Consider the following 14,491-nt stretch of genomic DNA (forward strand, 5'->3'; position numbering starts at 1 on the left):
ACCTGGTGTCCACCTTGGGGCTCCGAGAGAAATAATCGTCTTAGGGTATAGTCACCTCTTGCTATATAACGTTCTCTTGCTATAGATTACACCTGTTTGTACGAATAAGTCGGAAAGTCGGGCTAGACAATGGGTCAAGTCCGGTTTGTCGAAGGGAAGACACCTTCCTGATCTGGGAAATGGTTTCGGGTGGTTTCATTACCCAGACGAATGAACTTGTCCACTTCGTGCTCGGGCACGCACAGGGAGCGGCCGGCGATAGAGTGCACCCCCTTCACCCGGACGGTGACGCGTCGGAGCAACTGCACGCGGTCATAGGCAAAACAGTTCCATGCTGTCTTTTCGGCATCGGTTGGTGTGCAACGATGCCTTCAGCATTGTTCCTGTTTGTCGTGTACTCGTCGTCGTCCAGTGAGCGATCCACGGGGAACTCGGTGAGTATTTTTCCGCTCACATTTTGAGCGCTCCCGGATCACCTGGTGGACCTCTTCCGACACCAGGAGACAGAACTGTCAGGGCTTGGCCACAGGCTTCATCTCAATCCTTCCTTATTGTCCTCTAACTCGCTCATCAAAAAAGATATGTCAAAAATCGGACTAGATCCAGACAGGAGCATCTAGCCCCGGGCATGTCCTCTAACAACAACTAAAGTCAAGTAAATAGCCCTTCTTCACATGAAAGCCGCAGGTGCATCATGTGCGATAGGTTGCGGAGCCAGGGGACCCATGCCAATAGCGGCTCAGATTTTTCGCGTGAAAAGCTCGAGAGTAGACAGAAAACTTCCCAGTTTTTTTTGGATTTCTTTTATTGCTTCTCACCGAGCGCCACGATCCTGCGCTCTGTTCCAAGCCGGAGGGTATCGAGGCGGTCCGCCCACCATTGCATCATTCTGGTGCGCTCATCAAGCCGCTGGGCGCGGTTGTAGATCGCCCGGATCCGGTCTTTCGGCTTATGTGCCAGTTGCAACTCCACGGCGTCAGCGCTCCATTTCATGCTCTCATTGAGCAGTGTGCTTGCCGTGGTGCGGAAAGAGTGTGCCACAAGTTGCTCTTTCCCATAGCCGAGCCGGCGCAGGGCCTGAAGCACCCCGGCCTCGGACATCGGCCGGCTGCCGCCCCACCCCGCAGGAAAAACGTACTCGCTCTCGCCAGTGACCGGCCGCAGCTCCTCCAGCTCCGCTACGACCTGGCGGGCCAGGGGCACAAGGTGCGGCAGAGCGTTTTTCATGAAATCTCCGGGGATCTCCACCAAGCGCTTTTCCAGGTCGACCCACCCCCATTTGAGACGGCGCAGTTCCCCGGGGCGAAGAAGCAACAGCGTCGTCAGGCGCAGCGCGGCTTTGACCACGGCGGTTCCCCTGTAGTCCCACATGGCCTGGAGCAACTGCCCGAGTTCATTCTCGTTGGTGATGGCGGGAAAGTGGCGCTGAGAGGGCTTCGCCAAAGCCCCCACCAAATGCGCGGCGGGATCGCTCTTGCATCGGGCGGTCGCGATACCATAGCGAAAAATCTGCCCGATTACCTGACGCTCCCGCCTGGCTGTCTCTTCGGCCCCCCGATCTTCTACCCGACGGAGCACGGCCAACACTTCGGGCGCCTCGATGTCCGCTATGGGTCTGTCCTTGAGCCAGGGGAACACATCACGCTCCAGGCGTTCCAGTATGGTTGCCCGGTGCGTGTCACTCCAACCCGAGGCGTTCCGCTCATACCACTCCCGCCCCACCGCCTCGAAAGTATCCCTCCCGCAATCGGCCATCCGGTCAGCCCTGCGGGCAGCGGCAGGATCACGTCCCGCAGCCAGCTGTTCTCTCAGTCGCTTCGCCTCCTCGCGAGCGGAACTTACCCCAACTTCGGGGTAAGTGCCGAGGGAAAGGAGTTGCTCCTTACCCCGAAAAAGATACCGCAGGCGCCACCACTTTCCCCCGGTCGGGGTCACGAGTACGAACAACCCGTGCCCGTCGTAGAGTTTGAATGCCTTTTCCGCCGGTTTCGCCTGCTTCACTTTAAGATCTGATAATTGAACGATTTGCTTGGGCATTGGGGTAACTCCCTCCGAGCGCTTCCCTGTTACCCCGAAAGTTACCCCGAAAATTTGCGGCTGTCAATGCATTCAAACGGTCTTGGGCGGAAAACCGAAAAACAAAAACCCCTGATTTCTCAGGGGTTTTTGACGTCCGCGCACGGCGGCGGAAATTTAAATGGCGGAGGAGGTGGGATTCGAACCCACGTGCCCCGTTTTGGCGGGACAAGTCGATTTCGAGTCGACCCCGTTACGACCACTTCGGTACTCCTCCGCCCGAAGAGGGTGCACGATACCACAAACGGAAAAGGCCGTCCACAGAAATTTCGGAGGTTCTCCGGGGTCCGGTCCAGGAGGCCTGATGGCGGGAGAGGCCAACCGCCGGAAGCCTCTCGCAAAGGCGCCAAGCCGGTCGCAGAATCCGTTGGAACGTCAGGGGCCTCTTTACACCCCTCGCGTAGAACCGGGATCGAAGACCCGAGAGGTTGGCCGACCCGGTCCGAAAACACCGCGAAAAAAAAGGGGACCCTCGCGGGTCCCCTTGGGGTTCTTGTTCAACCGAATCAGGCGGGCTTGGGTTCCGCCGGCTTGGACTTGAGCTGGTAGCGCTTCATCTTGAGGTCGCCGAGGGCCTTGTTCAGCTCCTCCCACTGGGTGTAGTCCTTGGTGAGCCACATCTTCTGGTTGTAGGCGACGATGAGGCCCTCGATGATCTTGACGTCGTTGGGGTCCTTCTTGCTGGCGTCGGCGTAGAACTTGAGCCCCTCGTCCACCTTGGTCAGGATGGGGAGGTACTCGGCGTCCTCCAGCCTGTCCAGGTCGGAGTTGCGCTGGATGCCCTTGTCCCGGAGTTCGCGGTCGCTCAGGGTGATGACGAACTCGCCCATCATGGCGAGCGGCTCCTTGTTCTCCGGGTCGACCTTCTGCCACTCGAGGATGGAATCCCGCGCCTTCTGGATGAACTGGTTCATCTCGTCCTCGGTGATGATGCTCTTCTGGCACTGGGTGAGACGGGCGTAGAGCTTGGCGATGTTGCGGTAGGCCGAGCTGCTCTTGCGGGTCTCCTTGAGGCGCTGGTAAACCTCGACGGCGCCCAGGGCCTTCTCCTTGTCCGCCACGTTGCTCATGGAGGAGCTGATCTGCTGGAGCTTGGCCTGTGCCAGGTTCTCCCAGGCCAGGTCGAGGTCGGGGTCCAGCTTGGTGGCTTCGGCGAAGAACTTCTCGGCGTCCTCGTACTCCTTGTCCTTGTAGGCCTGGATCCCCTTGTTGAGCTGATCCTTGGCCTTGAGCTTGCCGCAGGCGGTCAGGGAGAGCGCCAGCACGGCCATCAGCAGCACGCAAACAAAACGAATCTTCATCTGGCGCCTCCCGTCACATGTTGATGGTCTTCGTCATCAGGCCGATGTCCGTGACGCCCGCGAACTTCGCCGCCTCGATGACGGCGACGATGTCGCTGTACTTCGTCCCGGGCTGGCCCACCACGAAGAGCTGCTTGTCCATGCGGTCGGAGAAGGTCCGTTCCAGTTTCAGCCGCAGCTCGGTGAAATTCTTCCCTTCGTCGCGGCCCTTGCCGAAGATGACGAACTTCGGGTTGTCGGCCGGGTTGATCTGGATGACGATACTCTGGCTCTGCTGGGGCCGCTCCTGGTTCACCGACTTGCTGGGAACCTTGACCTCGAAGCCGTAGGGTTTCACCGGCGTGATCACCATGAAGATGATCAGCAGGACCAGGAGAATGTCGATATAGGGCGTGATGTTGGGGTCCGATTTGGGACCGCCCCCCGTCCCGACTGCCATTGACATGGTCGTTCTCCTTTATCCGATCATTGGGTCTGCTTCTTCTGATCGACCAGGAGGCCGAGCTGGCCGAAGTTGGACTCCCGCACCACCTCGATCACCCCGATGATCTCCTTGTATTTCACGCTTGCGTCGCACTTGAAAAACACCTGGCCGCCGATGTCCTTGTCCAGCTCCTGGGCCCGCTTGAGGCGGGGGACCAGCTCGGCCTGCCAGTTTCCCTCGATGCCCTTGTTGCCGAGGTAGACCTTGTTGAACCGGTCCATGCCGATGACCAGGGCGCCCTTCTTGTCGGCGGCCTCCATCTTCGAGGCTTTCTCCTTGGATTTCGGCATGTTCACGGAGATGCCCTTCTGCAACATGGGCGCCGTGATCATGAAGATGATCAGGAGCACCAGCATGATGTCGGCCATGGGCGTCACGTTGATGTCGGACGAGACACCGCTCACCGCGCCGCCGGAATGTTTTTTAGCCACGTACGGACCTCCGTTTCAGGAAGTAGTCGATCAGCTCGGACGCGGAATTGTCCATCTCCACCGTGAAGGCCTCGATGCGGGCGGTGAAGTAGTTGTACATCCAGACCGCGGGGATGGCGACCAGAAGGCCGAAAGCCGTGGTGAGCAGCGCCTCGGAGATGCCGCCGGCGACGCTCTCGATGCCGGCGCTCTCGCCGCCGCCCTTGGACATGCCCTGGAAGGCGTTGATGATGCCGACGGTGGTGCCGAAGAGGCCGACGAACGGGGCGGTGGAGCCGACGGTGGCCAGGGAGCCGGTGCCGCGCTTGAGTTCCTCGCGGGTCAGGGCGGCGGCGCGGTCGCAGGCGCGCCGGGAGGCCTCGATGACCTCACCCGGAATGTCCGCGGAGGTGTTGTGGGCCTGGAATTCCTTCAGGCCGGCCACGACCACCATGGCCAGGTGGGACTTGGCGTAGTTCTCGGAAACCATCAGGGCCTCTTCCACGCGGCCCTCGCGGAGGGCGTCGCCCACGGCGGGCGCGAACGCGCGGCTCTGCTTCTTGGCGGCCTGGTAGCGGAGGTAACGCTCGATCATGACGGTGAGGGACCAGATCGACATGATGGCCAGGCAGACGACGACGGCTTTCGCGGCGAAGCCCATCTGGGCCCACATGGAACCAAGATCAAACCCTTGGGATTCAAGCACGAACAAGTTCATTACAGTACCTCCAAGCGTATTTTAATTATCTCAGGGTGAAGTTGACCACCACGGTGCCTTCCACCGGGACGCGAATCCCGTTCAGCTCGGTGGGGGTGTATTTCCACTTCTTCACGGCCTCCATGGCGGCGGGGGCCAGCATGGGGTGACCGCTGTGCACGCTCACGCTCGCGACGTTGCCGCTCTCGTCCACGACGATCTTCAGGATGACGATGCCCTGGACGCGGGCCTTCTTGGCGATTTCCGGGTAAATGGGCTCCACGCGGTTTACCAGTTTCGAGGAGAGGACGTTCCCGCCGACCTTCACGGGCTCGGCCGGGGGCGGAGGCGGCGGGGGAGGCGGGGCGCCGACGCCGAGGTTCGCGGAGCTGTCGGACACCATGAGGCCGGGGGTGCCGGTGCGGGAGCCCGCGCCGCCGCCGCCGATGGCGGTGCCGCCCGGGAGGCCGGCGTCGGAATCGCCGCCGGTGTCGATGGGGGCGACCACGACCTTGTCGGAGACCTTTTCCTTGATCTCCGTCGGTTCCGTGAACTCGTTGGAGGTCACCACCTGGACGTCCTTGGTGTCGGTTTCCTGGACCTCCTTGGTCGCCTTGGCGGCCTCGCGCTTGGCCTGGGCCTGCGGGAAGCTGGCCTCCGGGTTGGGCGGGGCCGAGACGAAGGTCAGGAAGTTGAGTTCCGCGAGGATTTCGTTGAGGAAGAGCGGGACGATGAAGAGAGCCAGCAGAATGGTCGAGTGGAGGACGATCGAGATTATGAACGTGGATGATTTCTTGGTCTTCTCCCGCTTGGCGGCCGATTCAAGCAGTTGGTCGAACATGATTGCCTCCCGCGTCAGGATTACGGGCCAATACCGGCCCATGCTAGCACGATTTTCAAGCCTTCGCAAACAAAAATCGGATCAGGCGAACTTCAGGTTCTTTTTCACCTTGTCCGTGCCCAAATACTTGATCCACCAGCACATAACCGGGCTGGCGATGGCGATGGACGAGTAGGTCCCGACGATGATGCCCACGGTCAGCACGAAGGAGAAGCCCCGCAGCGCCTCGCCGCCGAACAGGAGCAGGCAGAAGACCGACACGAAGGTGAGTCCCGAGGTGATGATGGTCCGGGAGAGGGTCTGGTTGACCGCCCGATTGATGATCTCCTCGAAGGGGCGGTTCTTCTCGTCGGCTTTCTTCAGGTTCTCGCGGATCCGGTCGAAGACCACGATGGTGTCGTTGACCGAGTAACCGACCAGGGTCAGCATGGCGGCGATGGCCGTCAGCGAGATCTCCAGGTTGAACAGGGCCATGAGCCCCAGGCAGATGACCACGTCGTGGGCGATGGCGACGGTGGCGCCGACGCCGTAGGCCAGGCGGAAACGGAAGGCGATGTAAAGGAGCATGACGACCAGGGAGAGGATGACGGCCCACTGGGCTTTCTCACGCTGGACCTTCCCGAAGGTGGGGCCGACGCTGTCCACGCTGAGGATGGAGAAGCTCCCGGTGTAGAACCCCTTTTTCATCTCCTCCACCATCGCGCCCGGGAACGGCTTCTCGCCGTCGCCCACCGCGACCTTCGCGGTCTTCAGGGCGTCGAGGCCGGGGATGAGACCCGAGTGGGAGGTCCGGTAGTCGATCACGGCCTTCGCCAGGGCCTCGTACCCCTCGCGGGTCTTGGGGATGCCGTCCTGCTCGGTCAGCAGGACGCCCCGGGAGGTGAAGTACTTCACCAGGTTCGCCTTGGTGGCCTGGTTGGTGTTGTTGACGTCCATGAACTCGGCCGGGTACCGGTTCTCCCCGGTCATTTCCTTCAGATACTGGTAGAGTTGGCGGCTGAGGTTCTGGAACTGGTCCTTCTGCTCGGTCTTCACCATGCGGAGCTTGGCGCGGACCTCGTTGTCCCTGGCGCTGCCGAAGAGGGCCACTTCCTCGAACTCCTCGGGGAAGGTCTTCTTGAAATAGGCCCGGACCTTCTCCACGTCGGGCTTGGCGGCGAACTTCATCTGGACGATGGTGCCGCCCTTGAGGTCGATGGACAGGGAAAAGCCCTTCGTGAAGACGGCCACCCAGCCCACGACGGCCAGCACGGCCGAAACCGAGATGAACACCCACTTGAGGCTCATCCAGCGAATATTGGCGTTCTTGAACAGTTGCAGCATGATCTATCCTCTTCTTCTCTGGTTATTGACACCCGATTCCGTTCCGGGTTCCCTAGATCGACAACTTTTTCACGCGCCGCTGACCGAGGAACACCTGGAACATGGTCCGCGACACGAAGACGGCGGAGAACAGGTTGGCCACGAGGCCGGCGATGAGGGTCACCGCGAAGCCCTTGATCTGCACCGAGCCGAAATAGTAGAGCACCGCGCCCGAGGCGATGCTGGTGATGTGGGTGTCCAGGATGGTGACGAAGGCCTTGGCAAAACCGGCCTCCGTCGCGGCGTTGACGGTCTTGCCGAGGTGGAGTTCCTCGCGGATGCGCTCGAAGATCAGGACGTTGGTGTCCACGCCCATGCCCACCGTCAGGATGATGCCGGCGATGCCGGGCAGCGTCAGCGACGCGTGGAAGGCCCCCAGGAAACCCAGGAGGATCACCAGGTTCACCACCAGGCAGAGGACGGCGTTTACCCCGGAGAGGCGGTAGTAAAACAGCATGAACAGGACGATCAGCGCCACGCCCAGGAGGCCGGCGAAGATGCCGTCGTTGATGGACTTGAGCCCGAGGGAGGGGCCGACGGTCTTCTCGGCCAGGATGACGATGTCCGCCGGCAGCGCGCCGGACTTGAGGGCGGTGGCCAGGACCTTCGCCTCGTCCATCTTCTCCATCCCGCCGGAGATCCGGCCGCTCTCGGAAATCTTCTCCTTGATGTGGGGCGCGGAGATGATCACGCCGTCCAGCACGATGGCCAGCAGGCGCCCGACGTTCTTGGAGGTGGCCTCCTCGAAGCGGCTCGCGCCCTCGGAGTTGAGGCGGAAGCTGACGCCCGGGCCCCGCTCCTCGAGGGAGTAGGACTCCTCGGCCTTGGCTTCGCGCAGGTGCTGCCCCGTGACGACGGGGGCGGCCTTGACGAGCAGGTACCCGCCCGTGGTCTGGCTCTCGCTCTTGCCGGGTTCGTAGGGCAGCATCTCGTAGCCGTCGGGGACCTTGCCGCCGAACATCTTCAGGATCTCGTCCTGGGAACGCGGCACCGGGCGCTGCTCGTTGGTCATCTGGTCGTGAACCAGCTTGAACTCCAGCTGCGCGGTCTTCTTGAGCAGCTCCTTCACGTCCTCGGGGGTCTCGACGCCGGGGAGGTCCAGGCTGATCTGGTTGGCGCCGCCCGAGGACTGCTGCATGACGTTGTCCTCGAGGCCGTAGGCGTTGACGCGGCGCTGGAGGGTGTCGTAGGTGGACTCGATGGTCCGCTCGACCAGCTCCTTCTCGTACTGGCCCTTGAGGACCAGCTCGATCCTCACCTTGCCGGCCGTGGTCAGGGAGGAGTAGTCGAACTTGTCCATGACCCGGGCCTCGCCCAGCAGTTTCTTGAACTCGGCCTCGCGCTCGGAGGGGACCCCCTCCACCGTGACGGTGCGCTCCTCGGACTTCACGGAGTCCACCGTGACCTTGCCCTCGGCCAGCGTGCGAATCTGCTCGGCCACCTGGTGCACCTCGGACAGCACGACCTTGTCGGTCTTCGCCTCGAGTTCCAGGTGCATGCCGCCCTTGAGGTCGAGGCCCAGCTTGATCTTGTCCTTGCCCTGGGCGTCCTTGGGCGGGTAAAAGAAATAGACACTCCCGGCCAGAACCAGGAGCGTCACGACGATCTTGACCATGACGTTTTTGCCCATAACCGCTTTCCTGTGCCTTGCGTTTGGTATCGTCGGGGATTGCCCGGACGGATTACTTGGTTTCCGGGGTGGAGTCGGCCTGGCGGCCGGCCACCGAGGACTTCAGGACCTCGAACTTCACGTTGTCGGCGACCTCCACGATGAAGGTGGCGTCCTTGACCCGGTCGATCACCCCGAAGATCCCGCCGTTGGTGATCACCTTGTCGCCCCGCTTGAGCTCGGTGAGCATCACCTCGTGCGCCTTCTGCTTTTTCTTCATGGGACGGATCATGAGGAAATAGAAGATGGCGAAGAAGACGGCCAGCATGATGATAGGGGCGAAAGCCCCGGCCCCGCCTGCCTGGCCCTGCAGAATCGGGAAAAACCACGTCAGAGTGTTCATGTTGCTACCCCGGTGTGATAGTGATGGCCCCCGGAGGGGCGGCGATGCCTTTTCAGTGTTTCATTCCTGCGACGGGCGGTATCGTTGAAGGAACCGTTCCTTGAGTTCGCGGAAAGAATCAAAACGCAGAGATTGCCTGATTCGGCCCATGATGTCAAGATAAAAATGGGTGTTGTGGACCGTGTTCAGGATGGACCCGAGCATCTCCCCGCTCACGAAGAGGTGCCGCAGGTAGGCCCGCGAGTACCGCCGGCAGGTCATGCAGCCGCAGTCCTCGTCCACGGGCCGCTCGTCCCCGGCGTAGCGGGCGTTCTTGATGACCAGCTTGCCCCGGCTGGTGAGGAGGCAGCCGTTGCGGGCGTTGCGGGTGGGCAGGACGCAGTCGAACATGTCGACGCCGCGCGCCACGCACTCGAAGAGGTCCTCCGGGGTCCCGACCCCCATCAGGTAGCGGGGCTTGTCCGCGGGCAGGCGCTCGGCGGTCCAGGCCGTCATCCCGTACAGGTCCGCCTTGGGTTCCCCCACGCTCAACCCGCCGATGGCGTACCCGGGGAACCCCATGGCCTGGAGCGCCTCCGCGCACCGCTCCCGCAGGTCGGGGTACGTCCCGCCCTGGACGATGCCGAAGAGCCAGCGGTCGCCCCCGCCGAAGGCGTCCAGGCAGCGCCGCGCCCACCGGAGCGTCAGCTCCATGGACTGCCGGCACGCGTCGTGGCTGACGGGCCAGGGGGTGCACTCGTCGAAGGCCATGATAATGTCCGCCCCCAGGGCCTCCTGGATGCCGATGCTCATCTCGGGGGTCAGGAAGTGGGCGCTCCCGTCGAGGTGGGAGCGAAAGAAGACGCCTTCCTCGGAGATCTTCCGGAGGTCCTGGTGGCTGAAGACCTGGTAGCCGCCGCTGTCGGTCAGGATGGCCCGGGGCCAGGACATGAACCGGTGCAGCCCGCCCAGGTCGCGGATCCGCTCGTGACCCGGCCGGAGGTAGAGGTGGTAGGTGTTCCCCAGGATGACCCGGGCGTCCATGGCCTCCAGGAACTCGTGGGGGAGGGCCTTGACGGAAGCGGCGGTCCCCACGGGCATGAAGACGGGCGTCTCGATCTCGCCGTGGGCCGTCACGATCCGGCCCAGGCGCGCCTTCGAGGACGGGTCGGTGTGGAGGAGTTCGAAGCCCGGCACGGCCGCCATGCTCAGAGGGCCCCCGCCAGCAGGAGAAGGAGCGTCACCAGGTCCCCGGCGTCCTGGGCGCCGTTGCTGTTCAGGTCACCCGCCGTCGGCCCGTAGAGGGTCGCGGCGCCCCCGTCGGCCAGGATCACCGCCAGCAGCACGGCGTCCTGGGCGTCGCAGACGTGGTCGCCGTTGACGTCGCCGGAGGGCCGGATGCCGGCCAGGTGCGCCACGGTGCCCAGCGAAGCCTTGACGTAGTTCGTGAAGTAGTCCGGGTTCAGCGTCGTCCAGGTGTCCGTCGTCTTGTGGTAGTAGGGCGTGAAGTCGTTGTCGCTCTCGATGCCCAGCATGGCCGCGAAACCGTAGTCCCAGAAGGACGCGTGGTCGCTGTACTGGACGCCGTCGTTCAGGACGAGGGGGGTGAGGTAGAGGCCGTAGGTGCTCACCACGTCCTGGAAGAGGAGGCAGAGGTTCATGCTGTCGGGGAGGTGGGAGATGGCGTGCAGGTCGAGGTCGGGCCCGCCGCTGCCGTCGTAGGAGATCATGTCCAGGTTCACCACGCCGCGGATCTTCATCCCGTCGTTGAAGGCCTGGTTGGCGTAGAACCCGCTGCCGACGAGGCCCTGTTCCTCGCCGGTCCAGAGGGCGAAGACGAGGGAGTAGTCGAAGGCGTGGTCCTTGAGGATCCGGGCCGCCGCCATGACGCCGACCGACCCGCTGGCGTTGTCGTCGGCCCCGGGGGCGGTGGGCCCGGGGGGCATGTCGTCGAGGTGGCCGCAGATGATGACGTGCTGGTCGGGCCAGGTGGCGCCGGGCTTGCGTGCGACGACGTTGCGCTGGCCCGCCCCCTGGAAGGTGTGGTACGACGCCTGCAGGCCGAGCGACTGGAAGAACTCGTAGGCGTACTGGGTGGCTTTCTGGATCTGCTCGGTCTTGTAGGAGTTCCGGGTCACGAGGGTGAAGGGGGACCCGCCGATGGTGACGGCGTTGACGCCGCTGAGGTTCTTGACATAGAGCATCAGCCACTCGGTGGAGACGGCGTCGAGGATGCCCTGCACCTGGCTGTTGTAGGCGATGTCCGGGGAGATGGCCGACAGGCGGCGGGGAGCGAGGGGCTTGGGGTAAAGGGTCACCCGCCGGATCTCGAACCCCGACTCCGGGAGGGATTCCGCCCGCGCCGCCGCCGCGCGGACCAGGGCCTCGCCGGCCCCGGCATGCAGGACGGCCACGTCCGGCGGGAGGCGGTCGAGGAGGGCGCGGTCGCGGTAGTGGATGAACCAGTACTCACTCCCCTCGATGCGCCCGTCCAGCACGGTTGCGGGTACACCGGCCCCCTGGAGGAGCGCCGGCGCCCCGTCCGGGAGGGCCGCCAGGAGCGCCCCGTCGGAGAAACGCCCCAGCAGGGCCCCGCCCGTGTCCTCCAGGCCCGCGGCGTCCGGGGATTCGACCCGCACCAGGGACAGCCCGGCGACGGCGCTTTCCACGGCCGGCCCCGTGGGGGACGCGGAAAGTCCCCCGGCGGCAACCGAGAGGATGGCGACGACACACGCAATCAAACCCAACCTGCCCATTTTCATCTTCAACTCCCTGCCCAGCGGGGCTTCATCGTAAACCCTTCATGAAACCACGACCCGCCCCTTTTGTAAAGCCGCATTTTCAGGGATCAAGCGATGCGGGGGATGTGCCGGGGAAGATACGGGAGGGGGAGCCGGCCGGGGCCGTCGAGGGGCGGGCGGGGGAAGGGGGGTGAAAGGACATCAAGGACCCAGAGGACCAAAGGGACATAAAGGACTGATGAGCCCGCAAAAAGTCGCGAAAGGGAGATTTCCCGCGAATAACACGAATCTACGCGAATTTATAACACGAATAATATCTATTGATTGTTGATTTCTGATTCGCGTTCATCCGCGTGATTCGCGGGTAAAAATGACTTTTTGCGGGCCCATCAAGGACTGATAAGGTATGAGATTAATCTTTTGGGGTCCCTTGGGTCCCTTGGGTCCCTTGGGTCCTTTGGCGCTTTAGCGGTCGTGTTTTTACCAAGGTTATTGTTCATTTCCCCCGCGCGCCACCGGGTCCACACCCCGTCAGGGGTGAAACATTTGTAGTCAAAGCGCTGATTTTTTAAGGGATCCGCCCCGCGCGCCGCCGGGGGTAATTCGTGCCGCGGGACGCCATCTCGGGCCGGCGGCGCGCGGGGCGGGGGAAACGAGGGCCCCCCAAGCTACAAATGTTCGCTCCCTACGGGGGCGGGGCCGGTCGGTCGCGGGGCGAACGGTGGTGACCCGCCAGGCTCTCCAGAAACCCATTCGCATCACACATAAAAAAAGGTTGTGAAATGCGGTTTCTGGTCGACTGGACGGCGACCCCGCCGTCCCCCGCTATAAATATTTCACCCCTATGGCGAAGACGCAGAGGGCATGACCCTGACAGGGTGGGGACGCGGCGTACACGACCCTGGCGCGGTGAAGCCCTGAGAAAACAGTTCTATTTTGTCCACAAAGACGTTATGATGCGTTTTTGTGCGGGCACCGGGCCGGTGACGGTCCTTCAGCCGGCCCCGTTCCCAACTCGTCAACAAGGATAGCTGTGATGTGTCGATGGATCGGAATCCTGTCCCTTTTCGGGGCCTGTTCCACGTTTTACCTGGTGGGAAGCTGTCTCGCCGTCGGTCCGGCGGCGTCCGGCGAAGTCGGGGGCGAAACCCCGGAGGGGCTGGACCCCGCCCTGTGGAAACGGGCGGTGAAACTGACCCGCGAGGCCCTGGTGGCGGACACCCACTGCGACACCGCGTTCCACTTCGATCGCCCCGGTTACCGTTTCGACCAGCGCCACGACGAGGGGCACGTCGACCTGCCCCGGATGCGCCAGGGCGGCGTCAAGCTCCAGGTCTTCGCCCACTACACCCCGCCGGACGTCCAGGGTGACGCCGCCGTCGGGGACGCCCGGGAAACCCTGGCCCTCATGACGAAGACCCTGACCGCCGCGGGCGTGACGGTCGCCCGCACCCCCGCCGAGCTGAAGTCCGCCGTCCGGCGCGGCCGGGTGGCGGCCATCCTCAGCCTGGAGAACGGCAACCCCCTGCCCCCGGGCCGCCTGGACCTCCTGGAGGAGTACCACGCGGCGGGGGTCCGGGCGCTCGGGCTGTGCCACTGGCGTCCCAACGACCTCTGCGACGCCTCCACCGACAATCCGCGCTGGAACGGCCTGAGCCCCTGGGGCGAGACGGTGGTCCGCGAAATGAACCGCCGGGGGTGGATGGTGGACGTTTCCCACCTCTCCGACGACAGTGTCCGGCGCATCCTGGCGATCTCCGCGGCCCCGATCATGGCCTCTCACTCCGACTGCCGGGCCCTCAACGACATCCCCCGGAACCTCCCCGACGACCTGATCCGGGCCATCGCCGCGAAAGGCGGCCTGGTCGGCGTGAACTTCTCCCCCGCCTTCCTCGATGCCGACTACCTCCGGCAGGACGACGAGCGCCTGGCCCGCCTCCAGCCGCAACTCGAGGCCCTGGAAAAACAGTACGGGGAGGACCGGCGCGCTTACCACAGGGCCCGGCGCCAACTCCTGGCCACGGTCCCGGTGAAGCTGCCCGGCGTGGCCCGACTGGTGGACCACATCGACCACGTCGTCACGGTCGGGGGCATCGACGCCGTCGGGCTCGGTTCCGACTTCGACGGGATCGGCGCCCTGCCCGCCCCCATGGAGAGCTGTGCCGACATCCCCCTCGTCACGTGCGAACTCCTCCGGCGAGGCTACACGGAACGTGACGTCCGGAAAATCCTCGGCGGGAACTTTCTCCGCTTCTTCGAAAGCGTGACCCGCGCCGCGGCGGCGCCTTCAACCGGGAAAACGAAAGCTCTCGACTAGTTCGGCCTCACGCAAAGGAGCAAAGGCGCAACGCCGCAAAGCCTCGCAAAGCAGAGTCGACTCGAAAGGGACCGCCTTTGCGAGGCTTGGCCTCTTCGCGCCTTTGCGTGAGGCCGCGAGAGGAGTATTTTTCCCGAAAGACCGCGAAAGGAAGCGATGCGCACGGCGAGGCGCAAGCCGGGAATTTTGCAACTTTTCATGTGGTCGACCATCTTTCCGGCGTAAGCACAGGCACCGCTCCTTCAGCCGGATGCCCGCGGGTGAACCATGA

At 63.4% G+C, this 14,491-nt stretch carries 12 protein-coding genes and 1 tRNA gene; 1 reads left to right on the plus strand and 12 read right to left on the minus strand.

Annotated features, from left to right (window positions below):
• Nucleotides 1–804: 804 nt before the first annotated feature.
• The 12 genes from KA419_14705 to KA419_14760 form a co-directional block, all read right to left on the minus strand.
• The gene (locus KA419_14705) at nt 805–2,037 is read right to left on the minus strand and encodes an integrase arm-type DNA-binding domain-containing protein (protein MBP7867185.1); all 1,233 of its coding nucleotides are present in this window, start codon (nt 2,035–2,037) and stop codon (nt 805–807) included.
• 161 nt (nt 2,038–2,198) lie between these two features.
• Nucleotides 2,199–2,293, minus strand: a tRNA-Ser gene (locus tag KA419_14710).
• Nucleotides 2,294–2,582: 289 nt separating this feature from the next.
• On the minus strand, nt 2,583–3,377 hold the full coding sequence (locus tag KA419_14715; GenBank protein ID MBP7867186.1) for a hypothetical protein: 795 nt from the start codon (nt 3,375–3,377) through the stop codon (nt 2,583–2,585).
• Nucleotides 3,378–3,390: 13 nt separating this feature from the next.
• A complete protein-coding gene (locus KA419_14720; protein MBP7867187.1) occupies nt 3,391–3,822 on the minus strand; it encodes a biopolymer transporter ExbD in 432 nt (143 codons plus the stop codon).
• Between the two features lie 20 nt (nt 3,823–3,842).
• The gene (locus KA419_14725; protein MBP7867188.1) at nt 3,843–4,292 is read right to left on the minus strand and encodes a biopolymer transporter ExbD; all 450 of its coding nucleotides are present in this window, start codon (nt 4,290–4,292) and stop codon (nt 3,843–3,845) included.
• A complete protein-coding gene (locus KA419_14730) occupies nt 4,285–4,932 on the minus strand; it encodes a MotA/TolQ/ExbB proton channel family protein (GenBank protein MBP7867189.1) in 648 nt (215 codons plus the stop codon). The genes KA419_14725 and KA419_14730 overlap by 8 nt, the downstream gene beginning before the upstream one ends.
• 82 nt (nt 4,933–5,014) lie before the next feature.
• A complete protein-coding gene (locus KA419_14735) occupies nt 5,015–5,809 on the minus strand; it encodes an energy transducer TonB (GenBank protein ID MBP7867190.1) in 795 nt (264 codons plus the stop codon).
• Nucleotides 5,810–5,890: 81 nt separating this feature from the next.
• The gene (gene secF, locus KA419_14740; GenBank protein MBP7867191.1) at nt 5,891–7,132 is read right to left on the minus strand and encodes a protein translocase subunit SecF; all 1,242 of its coding nucleotides are present in this window, start codon (nt 7,130–7,132) and stop codon (nt 5,891–5,893) included.
• Nucleotides 7,133–7,184: 52 nt separating this feature from the next.
• Nucleotides 7,185–8,801 (minus strand): protein translocase subunit SecD, encoded by a 1,617-nt coding sequence (gene secD / locus KA419_14745; protein MBP7867192.1) that lies wholly within the window; start codon nt 8,799–8,801, stop codon nt 7,185–7,187.
• 52 nt (nt 8,802–8,853) lie between these two features.
• Nucleotides 8,854–9,183, minus strand: coding sequence for a preprotein translocase subunit YajC (gene yajC / locus KA419_14750; GenBank protein MBP7867193.1), 330 nt, complete (start codon nt 9,181–9,183; stop codon nt 8,854–8,856).
• Nucleotides 9,184–9,243: 60 nt separating this feature from the next.
• Complete coding sequence (tgt, locus tag KA419_14755) at nt 9,244–10,368, minus strand: tRNA guanosine(34) transglycosylase Tgt (protein ID MBP7867194.1); 1,125 nt, start codon at nt 10,366–10,368, stop codon at nt 9,244–9,246.
• A gap of 2 nt (nt 10,369–10,370) precedes the next feature.
• The gene (locus KA419_14760) at nt 10,371–11,924 is read right to left on the minus strand and encodes a M28 family peptidase (GenBank protein MBP7867195.1); all 1,554 of its coding nucleotides are present in this window, start codon (nt 11,922–11,924) and stop codon (nt 10,371–10,373) included.
• 1,015 nt (nt 11,925–12,939) lie between these two features.
• On the opposite strand from KA419_14760, the gene KA419_14765 reads away from it, so the two are divergent.
• Nucleotides 12,940–14,220, plus strand: a complete 1,281-nt coding sequence (locus tag KA419_14765) for a membrane dipeptidase (protein ID MBP7867196.1) — start codon at nt 12,940–12,942, stop codon at nt 14,218–14,220.
• The last annotated feature ends 271 nt before the right edge of the window (nt 14,221–14,491 follow it).

The sequence above is a fragment of the Acidobacteriota bacterium genome (assembly GCA_018001935.1).
GTDB lineage: Bacteria > Acidobacteriota > JAAYUB01 > JAAYUB01 > JAAYUB01 > JAGNHB01.